This is a genomic window from Rhodococcus sp. HNM0563 (assembly GCF_012726195.1).
Classification (GTDB): domain Bacteria; phylum Actinomycetota; class Actinomycetes; order Mycobacteriales; family Mycobacteriaceae; genus Rhodococcus.
On record NZ_JAASAF010000012.1, the window covers coordinates 30604 to 48100 of the forward strand.

General features: G+C 67.6%; 13 protein-coding genes. 6 read left to right on the forward strand and 7 right to left on the reverse strand.

Going from position 1 to position 17497, the window contains the following annotated elements:
• Nucleotides 1-39 precede the first annotated feature (39 nt).
• A complete protein-coding gene (locus HCA61_RS22940; RefSeq protein WP_169690504.1) occupies nt 40-3255 on the forward strand; it encodes an SNF2-related protein in 3216 nt (1071 codons plus the stop codon).
• Here the strand turns inward: HCA61_RS22940 and HCA61_RS22945 are convergent.
• The 3 genes from HCA61_RS22945 to mshC all read right to left on the reverse strand — a co-directional run bounded on the left by HCA61_RS22945 (nt 3160) and on the right by mshC (nt 9283).
• Complete coding sequence (locus tag HCA61_RS22945; protein ID WP_206040467.1) at nt 3160-6606, reverse strand: hypothetical protein; 3447 nt, start codon at nt 6604-6606, stop codon at nt 3160-3162. The genes HCA61_RS22940 and HCA61_RS22945 overlap by 96 nt on opposite strands.
• Nucleotides 6603-7949, reverse strand: coding sequence for an SWIM zinc finger family protein (locus HCA61_RS26935; RefSeq protein ID WP_169690505.1), 1347 nt, complete (start codon nt 7947-7949; stop codon nt 6603-6605). The genes HCA61_RS22945 and HCA61_RS26935 overlap by 4 nt, the downstream gene beginning before the upstream one ends.
• Nucleotides 7950-8041: 92 nt before the next feature.
• The gene (gene mshC / locus HCA61_RS22955; protein WP_169690506.1) at nt 8042-9283 is read right to left on the reverse strand and encodes a cysteine--1-D-myo-inosityl 2-amino-2-deoxy-alpha-D-glucopyranoside ligase; all 1242 of its coding nucleotides are present in this window, start codon (nt 9281-9283) and stop codon (nt 8042-8044) included.
• Nucleotides 9284-9425: 142 nt separating this feature from the next.
• Between mshC and HCA61_RS22960 the strand changes: the two genes are divergently transcribed.
• The gene (locus HCA61_RS22960) at nt 9426-10379 is read left to right on the forward strand and encodes a DUF808 domain-containing protein (protein ID WP_247274620.1); all 954 of its coding nucleotides are present in this window, start codon (nt 9426-9428) and stop codon (nt 10377-10379) included.
• A gap of 6 nt (nt 10380-10385) precedes the next feature.
• On the opposite strand, the gene HCA61_RS22965 is transcribed toward HCA61_RS22960, so the two are convergent.
• From HCA61_RS22965 to HCA61_RS22980, 4 genes are read right to left on the reverse strand one after another with little or no spacing between them, the layout of a single operon-like run.
• Complete coding sequence (locus HCA61_RS22965) at nt 10386-11183, reverse strand: SCO1664 family protein (protein ID WP_169690507.1); 798 nt, start codon at nt 11181-11183, stop codon at nt 10386-10388.
• A 4-nt stretch (nt 11184-11187) separates the two neighbouring features.
• Nucleotides 11188-11775 (reverse strand): DUF3090 domain-containing protein, encoded by a 588-nt coding sequence (locus HCA61_RS22970; protein ID WP_169690508.1) that lies wholly within the window; start codon nt 11773-11775, stop codon nt 11188-11190.
• Nucleotides 11776-11817: 42 nt separating this feature from the next.
• The gene (locus HCA61_RS22975; protein WP_169690509.1) at nt 11818-12552 is read right to left on the reverse strand and encodes a histidine phosphatase family protein; all 735 of its coding nucleotides are present in this window, start codon (nt 12550-12552) and stop codon (nt 11818-11820) included.
• 46 nt (nt 12553-12598) lie between these two features.
• Nucleotides 12599-13444 carry an undecaprenyl-diphosphate phosphatase gene (locus HCA61_RS22980; protein WP_169690510.1) on the reverse strand — a complete coding sequence of 282 codons (846 nt, stop codon included), beginning with the start codon at nt 13442-13444 and terminating at the stop codon, nt 12599-12601.
• Nucleotides 13445-13649: 205 nt separating this feature from the next.
• Here HCA61_RS22980 and HCA61_RS22985 point away from each other — a divergent pair, with 205 nt between their 5' ends.
• From HCA61_RS22985 to HCA61_RS23000, 4 genes are all read left to right on the forward strand, one after another.
• Nucleotides 13650-14588, forward strand: coding sequence for an aldo/keto reductase (locus HCA61_RS22985; protein ID WP_169690511.1), 939 nt, complete (start codon nt 13650-13652; stop codon nt 14586-14588).
• 88 nt (nt 14589-14676) lie between these two features.
• Nucleotides 14677-15342: a biliverdin-producing heme oxygenase gene (locus tag HCA61_RS22990; RefSeq protein ID WP_169690512.1), complete on the forward strand. Its 666-nt coding sequence runs from the start codon at nt 14677-14679 to the stop codon at nt 15340-15342.
• A 5-nt stretch (nt 15343-15347) separates the two neighbouring features.
• The gene (locus HCA61_RS22995; RefSeq protein WP_169690513.1) at nt 15348-16367 is read left to right on the forward strand and encodes an ABC transporter substrate-binding protein; all 1020 of its coding nucleotides are present in this window, start codon (nt 15348-15350) and stop codon (nt 16365-16367) included.
• 55 nt (nt 16368-16422) lie between these two features.
• Complete coding sequence (locus HCA61_RS23000) at nt 16423-17484, forward strand: iron ABC transporter permease (protein WP_240960051.1); 1062 nt, start codon at nt 16423-16425, stop codon at nt 17482-17484.
• The last annotated feature ends 13 nt before the right edge of the window (nt 17485-17497 follow it).

A 17497-nucleotide genomic window follows, 5' to 3' on the forward strand; every position in this document is an offset into this window, starting at 1 on the left:
TGTGCCTCATCGTGTCGTCGGTGCATAGACTGCTGGCCTATGTCCGCGCACCCCGAGTACGAGCGACTCATCCACTCGATGATGTCGGCGGTGGGCACGCCTACCTTTTCGCGTGGCAAGCGCTATGCGGAGTCCGGTGCGGTCCTGGACTGCGCCTTCGACGAAGACGAATTGATCGGCATCGGGACCATCGCCGGCACCGAGATGTACCGCGCTCTCATCCAGCTGCGCCCCGGCCCGCGCGGCCTCGAGTTCGAGTACGGCGAATGCTCGTGCCCCGTCGGGTACGACTGCAAGCACACGGTCGCGCTGCTGCTCACCCTCACGACACCGGCAAACGACCCGGAACCCGTGGCACCCGACTGGGACGGCATGTTCGAGGCATACTTCGGCGGTGAGGAGGCCGACAGGGGTGTGCCTCTGGGCCTACAGTTGGCGTTGTCGCAGCCGTCGCAACTCCCCACGCCGAAACTCACCGCACGTGTGGTGCGTCCCGGCCGCACCGGATGGGTATCGGGGAACATCTCCTGGTCGAACCTGAGCTACACGTACGACGTGAACCCGCAGCACAAACAGCTGCTACTCGAACTCGCCGCGTTGGCGCAGGCGGCGACACGAAGCTACTACGTCACCTCGCAGAACACCCTCGACCTGTCGGCCGTGTCGCCGCGACTGTGGTCCTTGCTCGACGACGCGGCGGCTCACGGCATCGAGTTGCGTTACGCGAAGAAGAAGCACGGTGCGGTGCCGCCGCCGGGTGTCGCGGAGGTGTGCGTCGACGTCGCCGACACCGGCGACGGCCTGACCGTCACGCCCACCCTGCGCGTCGGCGACCAGGCTGGGTCTGTGCTCGGGTTCATCGGCGCCCCGGCACACGGCGTGATCCTTCGGCCGCCAGGTGATCCCACCGACACCGCGCCCGCGGATCTCCCGTTCCGCATCGCTCGACTGCACGGCACCACACCGGACGGGATGCAGCAGCTGCTGCTCGGCGGTACCGCGCTCGCGGTGCCCGCCGAGCAGGTGCCGCGCTTCGTCACCGCCTACTATCCGCGCCTGCAGCGAACCACCACGGTCGGCTCAGCCGACGGATCGTTCACCGCTCCGACGGTGAGCGGTCCTTCCCTGCTACTGCACGTCGCCTTCCGGCCGGCGCACCGCACCGATCTGCACTGGCAGTTCGTCTACACCGTCGGTGAGACCGAGCATCCGGTCGAGTTGTACGAACGACTCTCCGATTCCGTCCGCGACCGTGACGCCGAAGATGTGCTGTTATCCGAGATCCGCGACGTCGTCGTACCGTACGGCCTGGACAACAGCGTCGATCGGCGACTGTTCGCACGTGTCACCCTCGCAGGTCTCGACACTGCACGTCTGGCGTCCGAACTGCTGCCGTTGCTGGCCGACCGCGAGGATGTGGAGGTGCGAGTCGAGGGCACTCCCGCCGACTATCGCGATGTGGGCGACAGCGTGCGGATCGGCTTGTCCACCAAGGCGACCGGCGACTCGGACTGGTTCGACCTGAACATCACCATCAGGATCGATGGGGAGACTGTCCCGTTCCGCGAAGTGTTCACGGCCCTCAGCGAGGGCGCGTCGTACCTGATGCTTCCCGACGGGGCGTACCTGTCGCTGGACAAACCCGAACTGCAGCAGCTGCGCCGGCTCGTCGACGAGGCCCGCGCGCTGCACGAGGACGACGACCCGGATCGGCTGCGACTGAGCCGTTTCCAAGCAGGTATGTGGGAGGAGCTGGCGGCGCTCGGTGTCATCGACCGGCAGGCTGCAGCCTGGAAGAAGCAGGTGCAGGGACTTCTCGATGTGAAGGCAACAGCGACAACACGGGTCCCGAAAACCCTGCGGGCCACGCTGCGTCCATATCAGCTCGACGGATTCCGGTGGCTGACGTTCCTGTGGACGCACAGGCTCGGCGGGATCCTCGCCGACGACATGGGACTCGGCAAGACCCTGCAGTCGCTCGCGTTGATCTGCCACGCCCGCGCGAAACGTCCCACCGATGCCCCGGTGCTCATCGTTGCGCCGACGTCGGTGGTTCCCAACTGGGCCGCCGAGGCGAAGCGGTTCGTTCCGGATCTGAACCTCGTCGCGATCACCGACACCTCCGGCAAGCGCGGGGTGGGCCTGGGTGAGCTGCTCGACGGAATCGACGTCGTCATCACGTCCTACACCCTGCTGCGCATCGATATCGACGACTATCTCGAACACCCCTGGTCGATGCTCCTGCTCGACGAAGCCCAGTTCGTGAAGAACCATCGGGCGAAGGCATACCAGTGTGTGCGGCAGATCGACGCGCCGATGAAGGTCGCGATCACCGGCACCCCGATGGAGAACAACCTGATGGAGTTGTGGTCGCTGCTGTCGATCACCGCGCCCGGGCTGTTCCCCAACCCGACGAAGTTCCAGGATTACTACCGCAAGCCCATCGAGAGCGGCAGCAACCCTGAACTGCTCGCGCAGCTTCGGCAGCGTTTCAAACCGTTGATGTTGCGACGTACGAAGGAACAGGTCGCGACCGACCTGCCCGACAAGCAGGAACAGGTGCTCGAGGTGGATCTCGCACCGAAGCACCGCACTCTCTACGACCGGCAGCTGCAGCGGGAGCGCCAGAAGATCCTCGGGCTCATCGGCGACTTGGACCGCAACCGCTTCACAATCCTGCAGTCGTTGACGCTGCTGAGGCAATTGAGTCTCGATCCGGCACTCGTCGACGAGGCGCACAGCAAGATCGGCTCCGCGAAGATCGACGCGCTGCTCGAACAACTCGACGACGTGATCGCCGGTGGCCACCGTGCGTTGGTGTTCAGTCAGTTCACCGGTTTCCTCGGCCGCATCCGCGACCGCCTCGACGCGACCGGTATCGAATACCTGTATCTCGACGGCAAAACCAAGCAGCGCGGAAAGCTGCTCGACGACTTCAAGGCCGGGGCCGCGCCGGTGTTCCTGATCAGTCTCAAGGCAGGCGGATTCGGGTTGAATCTGGTGGAAGCCGACTACTGTTTCCTGCTCGACCCGTGGTGGAATCCTGCCGCGGAGGCGCAGGCGATCGACCGCACCCACCGGATCGGGCAGACCCGCAACGTGATGGTGTACCGGCTGATCGCCCGCGACACCATCGAAGCGAAGGTGCGGGCGCTGCAGCTACGCAAGTCCGAGTTGTTCTCGTCCGTCGTCGACGACGGAGAGATGTTCTCCTCGGCCTTGACCGCCGAGGACATCCGGGCGCTCCTGCACTGAGTGCGGCTCCGCCGGTGAGAGGGCTGCGACGAGTGCCTTCGCTTTCGTCGACGCAGCCGACCGGCCCAGCCGCGAGGCAAGAGTGTCGAGCCCGGGCCACTGCGCCTCTTCCGCCGGAATCAGCCCGCGGCGACCGGCTTCCCGTAGCAGCGGTGCGTGAAGCAGCGCGACGTCGAGGACCCGGTTGAGCCAGCGCGGAGCAGCTCCGTCCAGATCGGATGTGTACCGGATCGATTCGACAAGTATGGGCCACAGCACCGGCAGCAACGACGCATCGCGTTCGAGGAGTCGCACGAGACGAGCGGGGCTCACGTCCGGTTGGGTCAGTAGTGCACGCATGGCGACGGCAACCGAACCCGATCCGATCAGACCGTCGCGGAGGATGGATCGGATCGAGTACATGTCCGGCCTGCCGTGGCACGCGCCGACCAGGACGACCGCGGTCATCGACGTGGTGAGCGGCGCTGCACTGCCACCCGCGACCGGGCCGTCGGTGCCGTCGACCCAGTTGCGGTGCTCGCCGACGATCATGGTTTTCGACGCCTCGTCCCACCGCAACCACACCTGGTCCCGTCCGTGATCCGGCCGGTCGCCGCCCGGTCGGTCGCCGTCTGTGTATCGGACGGCGGCGCATTGCCCTTCGTGTTCGAGGTCGTAGAACCAGCCCTTCCTGATGCGGAACATCTCGCCGGGGCGGTCCGGAAATTCGAGGTCGACGCACAGGAATTTCGACGCTGCCGAGGCGTCCTCCCAGGTCGCGGTGATCACGGCGCCGTCGTCGACGGCCGGGGCGGCACTGAGTTCGGGGCGCCACCATTCGTCGAAGTCGAGGTCCTCCTCGTGCACCGGTTCCTCGACGGGCACGCGCGTGGGCTCCGGCAGTCTTGCCACGAGCGCGCGTGCGGCGGCGACGGCGCGCGACGATCCGCTGCGCGCCGCGAGGGCCCGCACCCCGGGTAGGTCGAGGACGTCGACGTCGGCGACGCCGGCATCGACACCGCCCTGCGTTTCGGGGAGCCAACGGTCGAGGGCTTCCACCAGGTCGGCGGCGCCCGGCGGCATCCGGGTCTCGTGGACGGCAGCGGCGATCAGGTCGTCGAACAGCGGCCACAGCACCGACAGCATGCCCTCGTCGGCGAGTTCACTGCCGGCGCGTGCGAGTGCCGCGAGACCGGACGGGGTCGTCTGCCAGTCCAGAAAGCGGGCATCGGCGACTCCCGGACGTAGCAGGCCACGTTGCCACGCTTCGACGACGGCGGTCGCGCCGTCCGCGGCGGCACCTCGATGGAATCCGCGTTGGGCGCCGATCATGTTGACCGCCAGACCCGGAGTCAACGGCGTCGTGCGGCGCGCGATCTGGCGCAGGAGTACCCCCGCGGACGCGTCGTCGCCGTGCCCGACCGACAGTCCTGCCGCATCGCCCCACGTGGGCAGTGTCGCCGGGTCGGCGGAACGGTACTCGTCGAAGGCCAGCCGTTTCGGAAAAACACTGAGAGAGTTCGGGATCCGAATGTCGCCCGCGACCCAACGATCCCATTCCCGGTGGTGCACCAGACGCGGCTCGACGACGGGGTCATCCAGATAGGAGGCGAGCACGCGGCCCGCGGTCACCGAGAGCAGCGTCCCGGCCGATGTCTGCACGGGCACCGCCAGCGACCGGGCGCGCGTCCGGTGCGCGGCGGTGGCCAGCGTGGTGTCGAGCCGGGTCAGCGCCGCGAACAGGTCGGCTTCGGTAGCGACCACATCGGCTGCCGCATAGGTGTCGAGCCGGGCGAGCAGGTCGTCGGGGTGGATACGAAGGTCGACCCACGTGGGTGTCGACAGCAGCACGGGCACGTATCCGAGTTGCGCGACGACAGCACCCTCGCGGGCATGCAGCACCTCCCACACCCGGTCGCGGTACCACGGGTCGTCCTCTGTGCCGCCGTTGATCCGGTCGGCCAGGTAGTTCGGTTCACCGTGCAACCACGTCCGGACCACGGCGAGCCCGGGAATCCAGTTCTTTCGCACCCCGCCGAGCGCGACGCGGGCGCCGTCGGGGTCGTCGTGGGCGAGACGGTTGGCGAGAGCCAAGAAGCGTTCGACCTCGACGTCGACCACACCGGTGTAGCGGCGTAGCAACAGAGCTGCAGCATCGGTGACGGTCTCCACCGTGGCCTCGCCCGGATCGAAACGCGGCACCTGCCACACCTCAGGGGTGGGTTGCCACAATCCCTGTACGGGCGAGGGCGTGGTGTCCGGTGCGGATGCCGTGATCGCCCACGCCGACCTCAGGACTGCTGCAGCACGCGCGAGGGCCTGATCCCCGTCGGCAGCATCGTCGGCGATCAGCTCGGCGACCGCCGCGACGGTGTCGTCGCCAGGCTGGTGACGCGCAGCCGCGGCGGTGAGGACGACGCGCCGGGCCTTTTTCGTCGGTGCGTTGAGAGCGACGGTGAGAACATCGACGAGCAGATCGTCGTCGACGGCGGCGGCGGCGATCAGGATCGGTGCGACGGCTTCGATGACGAAGCCGTCTCCGAACGACATCAGCGACACCATTGCGTCGGCACGCTCCACGAATTCCGTTTCGTCAACGGCGAGTTCGTCGGTGAGCAACCGGAGCCAGGCTTTCCTGTCGCCCGGTCGCTGCGCGGAATCCAATGCCGCGAAACATAGTTCGACCACCTCGGCGCGGTCGATCCAGCCGCGGTCTATCGCAGGCATCAAGGTCGCGGGGAACGGGCCGGTCGCGGGAAGTCCGGCGGCGACGGCGGCGCGGGCGTGGTCGGCGAACAGCTCGGCGATCACGGCGTCGTCGACCCAGCCGCGTTCGGCGGGGAACAGCTCGCCCTCGCCGGTGAGCGCGCCGAGCGCGTACACGGCCCAGTCCTTCAAATACTCGATGTGCTGCGGGATGGGCAGTCGGTGATGAGCAATGAGTCTCACCGCCGCACCGGCATGCACCGACGTGGCGTGTTCCCATGCGCGCCGCGACGACACGCATACCCTCTCGACGAACCGCTGAGCGAATTCCGGACCGCGGGTCGCGAGGATCTCGGCTGCAAGGTCATCGCCCAGCCGGTGTGTGGACGGCATGATATGCGCGGCGCGACGCGCGTCGACACCGAGCCGGATCGCGAACAGGGCGAGGGCCGCGTCGTCGACGTCGACGAAGCTGATCCAGCCGTAGGTACGCTCGGCGATCTGCCCGAACTCGCCCCACTCCCCCGTGCGCAGCCCAGCGAGCGCGACACGTCGCTGCTCGTCGGTGCCGAGCGGGAGTGTCGGAGCCTCTGTGAGATCGGCTTTGCTCCAACCGAGTTCGGTGAAAATGTCGATCGCTGCGGCGAGTTCGTCGCTGACTGTCACGCGATGTCCTTCCGGTGGAGTCGTACGGCCAGGATGTGTCGGCACGGGCCGCGCCGGTCGACGTGGCGCAGGTACCAGGTGCAGGTGCATCGGCCCGTCTCGGCGGCCTCGTGGCCGACGGTGACGCGATGTTCCGTGGTGCCGCCGCTGCCGCGACTGCGGACCGACCATGTGTCCGGACCTGTCGCGGTGATTGCACCGGCTTCGACAAGCCCGCGCGCGCCGACGAGCCGCGGATTGTCGGTGTCGACGCGATCAGGATCGTCGGGAAGCTCACGGTGAAAGTAGGTGCTCTCGTGAAGGTCCCAGCCGATCCGTCCCGAGGACGCCAACACCGCGAGCGCACCGTGCACGGCAGTGCGGTCCAGGGTCGTCTCGCGGGCGAGCCGGTCGATATCGACGGAGGGTTCGAACGCGAGCAGCGCGGAGATCGTCTCGGCGTCGTCGCGCACCGTCGGCGAGGTGAGTGCCTGCAGCAACGCACCTTCGCCGGAGTGGCCGCGCCAGGTCTGTTCGGTCAGTCCGAGTACGAGACGTGCCGACGGGAGTGCGAATTCGACTGCGAGTGGACCGGGTTCGGAGCCATCGGACCCGTACACGGTCATGCCCTGCACATGCGGCAGGAGACGTTTCGCCGCGGTGAGCCGGTGCAGTCCGTCGATGTGGACGGCGCCGCGGGTGGGCCGGGCGGCGAGTCGCACACCCGAGGTGGACGGTGTGAGCCATCCGCTGCGTTCCGCTCCAGTGGCCGGTGGGACCGTGGCCAGAAAACGGCGGGTGCCGGCTGCGTCGACGGTGAATGCGCAGTGCAGTTCGCGGTGCATCTCCGCGACGTTGCCGAGTGCACGCACCCAGCGGTCGGGCATCGCCACTGGGCGTTCGGTGTCCGTCCGGTGGGGATCGGACACCGTCATGCCATCGATCCCCACTGCGAGGTGCAGCAACGCATGCCGGTGCACCGATCCGAGTGCGCTGCGCATCGCCGGTCCGATGTCGACGTTCGTGGTCCCGTGCGCGAGGGCACCGCCGTCGAAGCCGTCGGCAAGCAGGTCGAGGCGCGCGTGGACTCCGTTGCACGCCGAGAAACATTCGGCACGCAGTCGATCTCCGTGCGCGGTGAGCACCGGATCGCGCAACGACGTGGGCGTGTGCCGGAAGTACCGGGTAGCGGTGATGTCGGCCAGCACGAGCAGACCGCGCGCCAGGACCTGCGGGTGGGTCGCGAATCCACGGAAGAACGTAGGCGCCGCCACGATGCCGCGGGGTGTGAGGGCGGGGCCGAGAGCGAGGGTGAGCGCATCGTCGTCGAGCGTCGAGGCTCCCGTGAACGTTCCTGTGGACACGGCGGCAGTGTAGGGACGGGGTACGACAGTGCGGCTCCGCCGCCGTGCGCACTTCTGGTAGTTCGCGCTACCAGAAGTGCGCACGGGTGGGGTCAGCGCAGTGGCACACCCAGCAGCGCGTCGACGGCGGCGGCGAACAGTCCCGGTGCGGAGGTGTCGTCGCCGCCGCGATCGACCGCGAATTGCGCCCACGCGTCGAGGGCGGCGAGGGCCTTGGGGGTGTCCAGGTCGTCGGCGAGGTGCTGACGCAACCGCGCGACCGTGTCTTCGGCGGACGCCGCGGACGACAACGCCGCTGCCCGGCGCCACAGATCGAGGCGGGACTGCGCGGACGCGAGCACGTCGGCTGTCCACGGCCGGTCGAGCCGGTAATGGCCGGAGAGCAGTCCGAGCCGGATCGCGGCCGGGTCGACGCCTTCGCCGCGCAGCTTCGAGACGAACACGAGGTTGCCGCGCGACTTGGACATCTTCTCGCCGTCGAGGCCGATCATGCCGGTGTGCACGTAGTGCCGCGCGAAGCGGCGGTCGCCGGTGACGGCTTCGGCGTGCGCGGCGGAGAATTCGTGGTGCGGGAAGATCAGGTCGCTGCCGCCGCCTTGGACGTCGAAGCCGGAGCCGATGCGGTTGAGGGCGATCGCGGCGCATTCGATGTGCCAGCCGGGGCGTCCGTCGCCGAACGGGGACGGCCACGACGGTTCGCCGGGACGCCGGGCCCGCCACAGCAGGGCGTCGAGCGGGTTGCGTTTGCCGGGGCGGTCGGGGTCGCCGCCGCGCTCGCCGAAGAACTGCATCATCGTGGCGTGGTCGTAGCCGGATTCGTATCCGAACTGTTCGGTCGCGTCGACACGGAAGTACACGTCGGGGTACTCGGCGTCGTCGACGGTGTAGGCGGCTCCGGATGCCACGAGCTTCTCGACGAGTTCAACGACCTCGCCCACCGACTCCACGGCACCGATGTAGTCGCGTGGCGGCAGGACCCGCAGGGCTTCCATGTCTTCACGGAACAGAGCGGTTTCGCGCATGCCGAGCACAACCCAGTCCTCGCCGTCGCGGTCGGCGCGTTCGAACAACGGGTCGTCGACGTCCGTGACGTTCTGCACGTAGTGGACGTCGTGCCCATTGTCGCGCCAGATGCGGTTGACCAGGTCGAAGGTCAGGTAGGTGGCGGCGTGCCCGAGATGAGTGGCGTCGTACGGGGTGATGCCACACACGTACATGGTGGCCGTCGCGCCGGGGGTGACGGGGCGCACCGCTCGGTCTGCGGTGTCGAACAACCTCAGTGGGGGGCCTTCACCGGGCACGGACGGAATCGCGACATCGGACCAAGACAGCATGAACCCGAGCCTAATGGAGTGGGCGGATCACGCGGCCTTGCCCCTGCTCCGCGGTCGTGCGTCACCGTGGATTCGGTACGGTTCGGTGTCGGCCACGACCACGTGTTCGGCTCTACCGATCTCGAGATTGTGGGAGGTTCCCGTGGCTGGTGGTCTCGTCGCTCTGCTGGACGACGTAGCGGTACTGGCAAAGGCGGCTGCGGCGTCCATCGACGATATCGGTGCAGCGGCCGGTAAGGCGAGCATCAAGGCTGCGGGAGTGGTGGTCGACGACACCGCCGTCACCCCCCGCTATGTGCACGGCTTCTCCCCCGACCGCGAACTGCCGATCATCCGCAAGATCGCAATCGGGTCGATCCGCAACAAGCTGCTGATAATCCTGCCGGTGGCGATGTTGCTGAGTCAGTTCCTTCCGCAGGCACTGCCGTATCTGCTGATCGCCGGTGGTCTGTTCCTGTGCTTCGAGGGCGCTGAGAAGGTCTACGAGGCACTCTTCGGCGGTCACCACGCGAAGGAGGAGGTCCCCGCGGCAGTCCGCGGACCCGAGTTCGAGAAGTCGATGGTGAGCGGCGCGATCCGCACCGACCTGATCCTGTCGGCGGAGATCATGGTGATCTCGCTGTCGTCGGTCGAGAACGAACCGTTCGTGACCCGGCTGCTGGTGCTGATCGTCGTCGCGATCATGATCACCATCCTCGTTTACGGTGTGGTCGCGTTGATAGTGAAGATGGACGACGTGGGCCTGTCGCTCGCTCAACGCACATCGACGTTCAGTCAGCGGGTGGGGCGCGCTCTGGTGGCCGCAATGCCGAAGGTGATGTCGGTGCTCACGGTGGTCGGTATCGCCGCGATGCTGTGGGTCGGTGGGCACATTCTGCTCGTCAACGTCGGTGAGGCCGGGTTCCATTGGCCTGCCGATCGCCTCCATGATCTCGAGCATTGGTTCGGTGAGCTCGTGCACGGTGGGCTCGGCGGTGTCCTGTCGTGGACCGCGGGCACCGTGACGTCCGCGATTGTCGGGCTGATCGTGGGCGCGATCGTCGTGCTGATCGTGCATCTCATTCCGAAGCGGAAGAAGAGCTCCGAGGTCCACTGACCTCGATCAGAAGGCAGGCCAGGGAATGCGTCGCTCCCCGACGGGGCGGGGCATCACGGGCCGCTCGAGCAGTGCGGTGATGCGGTGGTGCAGCGCTGCGGCTTCGTCGTCGGTGATGTGCTCGCACAACATGTCGGCGAAGTCTTCGTCGAACCGGCGGGCCAGCTTGTCGAGGTCGGTGAGCAGCGCCTGCTCGAGGGTGGAGTTCGCCCATCCCCACAGCACGGTCCGGAGTTTGTTCTGAGAATGCAGGCAGATGCCGTGGTCGATGCCGTAGACGGTGCCGTCGACCCCTTCGAGGATGTGTCCACCTTTGCGGTCGGCGTTGTTGAGGACGACGTCGAGCACGGCCATCCGCTGCAGGCGGGGGTCGTCGGCGTGGACGAGCGCCACGTCGCTGCCGTCCATGTCGCGGGCGTGCAGCACGGGCAGCCACCCGTCGGGGACGGCATCGATCGGGCAGATGTCGACGAGGTCGAGCCGCTCTGCGGAGTCGTCGCGGGTGTCGATCCAGCGTTGCACCATGCCGGTCCCGAACGGGCCGTCGCGCAGCACCGTCATGGGGATGACGTCCCAGCCGAGTGCTTCGGAGACGAGGTAGGAGGCGACCTCACGACCGGCGAGGGTGCCGTCCGGGAAATCCCAGAGCGGGCGTTCCCCGCGGACGGGCTTGTAGACGCACCGCACGGTCTGCGAGTCGAGTGTGGCGTCGCAGACGAGCGTGGCGTTGCTGGCGTGCACGATCTGGCCGACGACGGTCAGGTCGCCGTCGGTCAGCACGCCGCGCACGTCGGGAACCGTCACTGCGTCAGCTCTCCTCGTCGAACCACGAGGTCGGATCGAAACCCGGGCTGCGGAGATACCCGTTGGTGCGGACGCAGATGTGGCCCTCGCCGCCGATGGGCTCGCCGCACAGCGGGCATGGGGCGCGTCCAGCGGAGATCACCATCTCGGAACGCGTCGCGAAGCCGCGCGCCTGGATCGGGGTCAGGAACACCCGGACCGCGTCGGGGCCTTCCTCGGTGTCGTCGAGTACGACGGATTCGTCGAGTTCGGTCTCGGTGACGGCGAGCAGTTCGACGACGACGGCTCCGGAGTCTGCGTCCCAGCCCAATCCCATGGTGCCGACCCGGAATTCCGCGTCGATGGGAGTCTCCAGGGGGCTGGTGTCGACGTCGGCGTCGTCGGGCAGCGTGGTGCCGAACCGTCGGTGGACCTCTTCGAGCAGCAGTCCCATCCGGTCGGCGAGGATCTGGACCTGCTGCTTCTCCAGTATCACGCTCACCACCCGGGAGTCGTGTACGGCCTGCAGGTAGAACACCCGGTCGCCGGGTTCACCGACGGTGCCGGCAACGAACCGATCCGGGGTCCGGAAGACGTGTATTGCGCGGGCCATTGCACCTCCTCGAGTTCGTCCACTGTGCCATGTCGGTCACTGTCATTCTCCGCTCCGGGTGCCGTGTCCCTCCCGGGCGTCGTCGGCCTGGGCTTCTTCGCTGCCGCTGCCGGGCACTTCACCTCCGGGAACGGACTTCGGGGCGTCGGCAACCGCAAGACCGGAGAGGTCGCTGCCGGTGTCGTTGACGCGCAACACGAAGGGCCGGGTATCGGTGTAGCGCACGACGCTGATCGATGCGGGCTCGGCGACGATGCGCTGGAAACCGTCGAGATGGGTGGCCAGCGCATCGGCCAGAATTGCCTTGATGACGTCGCCGTGGCTGCATGCGACCCACACAACGTCCTTGCCATGCTGGTGGGCGAGGCGGCGGTCGTGCTCTCGGATCGCTTCGACCGCGCGGGCCTGTACCTGCGCGAGTCCTTCGCCACCGGGAAATATCGCGGCGGACGCGTGCTGTTGCACGACCTTCCACAGCGGCTCGCGGACGAGGTCGCCGAGTTTACGGCCGGTCCACTGCCCGTAGTCGACTTCGGCGAGCCGGTCGTCGATCGTCGGCGTCAGTCCCCGGTCGCTGGCCAGCGGCTGCACGGTCTGTCGGCAGCGCAGCAACGGCGACCGGACGATCTCGGTGATCTCGAGGCCCGTCAATCGGGTGAGGAGGTTCTTGGCCTGCACGTGGCCGACCTCGTCGAGTTCCACCCCGGGGGTGCGACCGGCCAGCATGTGGGAGGTGTTGGCCGTCGACCGTCCGTGGCGCAGCAGGATGACCGTCATGTGATCCAGCCTAGATGTCTCGTGACAACCGAGCGTCCGACGTCCGCTACGTCGCGGCGATCACGCCGGTGCCGAGCAGACCGAACAGCAGCAGGCCGATGATGATGCGGTATCCGACGAACCAGTACATCGAGTGGTTCACCACGAACCTGAGCAGCCAGGCGATCGCCGCGTAGCCGACACCGAACGCGATGAGCGTCGCGACGGCGAGCTGAGCACCGGAGGCCTCGAGCCCCTCGCCGACGGGCTCGAACGCGTCGGGGAGGCTGAACAACCCCGACGCGAGGACGGCCGGGATGGCCAACAGGAACGAGTATCGCGCTGCCGCCTCGCGGGTCAGCCCGAGGAACAGGCCGGCGGAGATCGTGCCACCGGAACGGGACACGCCGGGAATCAGAGCGAGTGCCTGCGCCGAACCCATGATCAGACCGTCCTTGAGGGTGAGCTGCTCGACGGTGCGACGTTGGCGTCCGTAGTACTCGGCGGCGGCGATGACGAACGAGAAGACGATGAGCATGGTCGCGACGAGCCACAGGTTGCGCGCGACCGTGCGGATCTCGTCCTTGAACACCAGACCGAGGATGCCGATGGGAATGGTGCCGAGAATCACATACCAGCCCATCTTGTAATCGTGGTTGTCGCGGTGCTCCTTGTGGAATACACCGCGGAACCATGCGCACAGGATGCGCCAGATGTCGCCGGCGAAGTACAAGAGGACGGCGGCTTCGGTGCCGAGCTGTGTCACGGCGGTGAAGGACGCGCCTGCGTCTGCTCCGAAGAACAATTCGGAGACGATCCGCATGTGACCGGACGAAGAAATCGGCAGGAATTCGGTCAGGCCCTGCACGAGTCCGAGAATGATGGTCTGCAGCCAGGTCATCGATTCGGTCATGCCGCGACTCCGGCGCCGCCGCGGAATGAGGAAGGACGAAGGGTCGAGGTGCCCGCATTCGAAGAGCGCAGATTCCGGTTCACCCGCGAAACAGTACGCGGCGCGGCGGACCATCACTCGTCGTGCATCCGACATTAAGGTGCCAGTCAGGGAACGGCGGTGCATCGATCGGCACGTTCCCTCCGGTCGGGAGGATCACAGGCGGATGGAACACAGAACAGTGGGCTCGAGTGGGCTGCGCGTGTCGCGGCTCGGGCTCGGAACGTTGACGTGGGGGCGCGGTACCGACGGCGACGAAGCGGCGGCCCAGTTGTCGGCGTTCGTCGACGCGGGCGGCACTCTCGTCGATACGTCTCCCGCGTACGGCGACGGGGTCGCGCAGCGCATCCTCGCCGAACTGCTCGACGATGTGGTGCCCCGCGATGAACTGGTGCTCTCGGGCAGTTCCGGGATCGACACCACCAAGCTGGGCGCCGGCCGGGTCGACTGTTCCCGCGGTGGGCTGCTCACGCAGCTCGACCACACGCTCCGCGAGCTGGGCACCGATCATCTCGATATCTGGCAGGTCGCGACCTGGGACCCGCACACACCTATCGACGAGGTCGCTTCGGCTCTCGAGTTCGCGGTGTCCAGTGGCCGTGTCCGGTACGTCGGGGTGCGTGGCTTCCTCGGGTGGCAGCTCGCGACCGCGGCGGCGTGTACCGGACGGCCCGCCCCGCTGGTGAGTACACAGGTCGAGTACTCGCTGCTCGCTCGGGGCGTCGAGGAGGAACTGATTCCCGCAGCTGCGCATCATGGCGTCGGTGTGTTCGCGGCGGTCCCGCTCGCCGGTGGGGTGCTCACGGGCAAGTATCGCTCGGGGACGCCCGCCGACTCGCGGGGCGCCGACGACGTGCACACCGACGAGGTGCAGCGGTACCTGACGAAGTCCGCGGTCCGGGTGGTCGACGCGGTCGCTACCGCCGCGGACGGGCTCGGGACCTCTCCGTTGGCCGTGGCGCTGGCGTGGGTGCGTGATCGCCCGCACGTCGCCTCGGCCCTGGTCGGCGCGCGTGATCTGGCACAGTTGACGGGAGTGCTGGTCGCGGAGGAGCTGGCGTTGCCGCCGGCGATTTCGGCTGCACTCGACGACGTCAGTGCGTGAGCTGGAACCGGCCCTCGCCGGTCCACCTCGCAAAGGTTAGGCTGTCCTGCCAAGAGGTTGATGACGGGCAGCACAGGGAGGTGGGTCGATGACCACGACCGAGGTCGCAGGGTTTTCCGAGCGGATCCGGATCGCGACACAGCAGGCGCATTCGGACACCGAGAACTCGGTCTTCGTCACCGAACTGCTCGACGGGAAGCTCGACGCCTCGGCACATGCCGCGCTGATCGCCCAAACCTGGTTCGTGTACGACGCACTCGAACGGATCGCCCACACCTACACCGACGACCCGATCGTCGGGCCGTTCCTCACCGCCGAACTCCTTCGCACTCCGGCGCTCGAGGCGGACCTGGGATTTCTGCTCGGTGCGCAGTGGCGTGACGGACTCACGCCACTGCCCGCCACCGTCGCATACGTCCAACGGCTCGATCAGGTCGCTGCGTCCTCCCCGGAAGCGTTCCTGGCGCACCACTACCTGCGCTACATGGGCGACCTGTCCGGTGGGCAGATCATCCGCCGCATGCTCGAACGCGCCTACGGCTACGATCGCGACGGGCTGCGCTTCTACATCTTCGACGACATCCCGAAGCCGAAGCCGTTCAAGGACTCCTATCGCGCCAAGCTCGATACCGCTCCCCTCGACGAGGCCCAGCAGCAGAAAGTGATCGACGAGGCCAACCTCGCCTTCGGGCTCAACGGAGCGTTGTTCGCCGACCTGGCCGCCGATCTCGACCGATACCGCGCGCGGGTCTGAACGCTATGTTCCGTTCGACCGCGAAGGTCCTGTCGGCGCTGCTCGTGGCGATCGTCACGCTCGCGCTCGGCAGTTGCAGCACCGAATCCGGTGGAAGTGGGACATCTGTGGCCGGCGCCCGCACCGCGACGGTCGCCGACCCCGATCCCCGACCGATCACCACCGAGCCGTCTCCGACGCTCCCCACGACGGTCCGCAGCTTCGACGGTGTCGATGTCACCGTCACGGACGTGTCGCGGATCGTGGTCGCGGACCGCTCCGGGACCCTCGCCCAGACCGTGTTCTCCCTCGGTCTCGGCGCCAATGTCGTCGGCCGCTCCACCGCGATCTTTCCCGCCGGTGAGCATCTGCCGAACGTCACACCCGGCGGGCACGGCCTCAACACCGAAGCGATTCTGGCGTTGAACCCGACGGTGGTGCTCACCGACACCTCGATCGGTCCGCTGGCAGTGCAGCAGCAGTTGCGCGACACGGGTGTGCCGGTGGTGTTCGTCGATCCGGAACGCAGCCTCGACACCGTGGCGGACGGTATCGAGTCGGTCGCCGCAGCACTCGGCGTCCCCGAGGCGGGCGAGGCATTGGTGCACCGCACCAACGAGGAGATCGCCGCGGCGCAGTCCGCTGTTCCGGCGGAGCACCCCGAATTCACCGTTGCGTTCCTGTATCTGCGTGGCTCGGCGATCAAGATGCTCGGTGGTCCAGGTTCCGGTGCCGATGCATTGATCGAAGCACTCGGCGGACGCGACGCAGGAACCGTGGCCGGTCTCGAATCGCAGTTCATGCCGATCACGAGCGAGGCCATGATTGCGTCGGCACCCGACACGATCCTGATCATGACGCACAGCCTCGAATCCGTCGGTGGGCCGCAAGGCCTGGCCGAGCTTCCCGGGGTCGCGCAAACCCCGGCCGGGAAGAACGGCAGCATTGTCGACATGGATGACGCGGTGCTGCTCAGCTTCGGCCCCGAGACCGGTGAGGTGCTCGCAGCGCTCGTCGAGGCGTTCTATCCCACGGACGCGGCGTGATCGCGCTGCAGGCGGACGGGTACTTGCAGTGAGTGAGGTCGGCGAAACCACCGGACTGCCCGCCGAAGCGCTCCGCAAGGCCGGACCCACCCGCACCACCGCGGTGTTCGCCGGACTCGTCGTCGCGCTGGTAGCGCTCGCGATCGTGTCGGCGTGTCTCGGTCAGGTGCCCACCAGCCCGGCCGAGGTGGTGGGCAGCGTGCTGCACCGACTCGGTCTCGATCTCGGGCCGATGCCCGCACATCCGGCCGGTGACGTCACGCTGTGGGAGGTGCGGTTTCCGCGGGTGGTGCTGGCCATACTCGTCGGCGCCGCACTGGGCTGCTCCGGCGCGCTGCTACAGGGCATCTTCGCGAACCCCCTCGCTGAACCCGGCGTGATCGGGGTGTCGTCGGGTGCCGCCGTGGGGGCCTCCGCCGTGATCGTGCTCGGCGGCGCCTTCTCGTCGGGGTGGTCATTGGCGTGGGCCGCGTTGCTGTCCGGTCTGGTCACCACGTACCTGGTGTACGCGATGTCGAGATCGGGAGGACGAACCGAAGTCGTCACCGTGATCCTCACCGGTGTCGCCGTCAACGCCATGGCCGGCGGCCTGATTGCGTTCTTCACCTTCGTCGCGAATCCCGCGGCCCGCGATCAGATCGTGTTCTGGCAGTTGGGCAGTCTCGGGGGCGCCACGTGGGACATCGTGTCGGTGGTCGCTCCGCTCACCGCGGCCGGGGTCGCGGTGGCGATCGTGCTCGCGCCCAAACTCGATGTGCTCGCGCTCGGTGAGAGCGTGGCTCGCCATCTCGGGGTGGACGTCGAGCGGGTCCGGCAGGTGGCGATCGTCGCGGTCGCGGTGTTGGTCAGTGCGGCGGTGGCATTCACCGGCATCATCATGTTCGTCGGCCTCGTCGTACCTCATCTGATGCGCCTGGCACTCGGCCCCGCCCACCGGGTCCTCATGTTCGCCAGCGTCCTGGGCGGCGCGGTGGTGCTCTTGGCAGCCGATCTCGGTGCCCGCACTCTGGTACCCAATGCCGACCTTCCGCTCGGCATGCTCACCGCACTGATCGGCGGGCCGGTGTTCTTCCTGATGCTGCGCCGCACCCGGGCCAAGCAGGGTGGGTGGGCGTGAGCCGGATCGCGTT